Origin of the sequence: Bifidobacterium jacchi, from assembly GCF_009078285.1 — a bacterium.
Classification (GTDB): domain Bacteria; phylum Actinomycetota; class Actinomycetes; order Actinomycetales; family Bifidobacteriaceae; genus Bifidobacterium; species Bifidobacterium jacchi.
In genome coordinates, this window is record NZ_RQSP01000076.1 from 4,773 (window position 1) to 5,477 (window position 705).

The following is a 705-nucleotide window of genomic DNA, read 5'->3' on the forward strand; positions in this document are numbered from 1 at the left end:
GTCCGTGGGCATCGTGTGCACAGGACGTATGCCGTCGGAGGCATCGTGTGCATGCAACGGATGCGTGGAGGCGTGAAACGCGCGCTTCGTGTACGTCGTATGCACACGATCGTGTAGACGTACGTTCCATGCACACGATCGGCAGCGTCTTATGTACGTTCCCTGCACACGATCGACGGCCCGACACGTCCGGGAGGGCCCGTCGCACCCCCGTTATGTACGTTCCATGCACACGACGATGGCTACAGCTGTCGGCGCTCATCCAATCCCAGTACACGCGGGTACGTGCCATGCACACGATCGGCTACAGGGGGATGGGAAAGAGAGACCGATCTCAAGGGACAGAGAAGGAACAGAGAAGGAACGGAGAAGGAACGGACCGAGATAAGGAGAATCCTGCACTGTCCGACCCATAAGCGACTCATAAGCGCAAGATCCTCTCGAAACATGGGCTAATCCCGAGAAATCCTTGCGCTGACAGGCCGGTTTTCGCAAGACAATCTCGAAATCAGGGCTAATCCCGAGAAATCCTTGCGCGGACCAGCCCGCAAGCGCAAGATAATCTCGAAACAAGCCCGTCGCTCCCGAAATCGGCCCCGGCGAAGACACCCCGGCCCAACCACACACCACGCAAACTAGTGTCCTGCGTCAGAAGTTCGTTGATTATGTTGTTGGCTCCCCTTGTCAGGGGAGCTGGACCGCGAA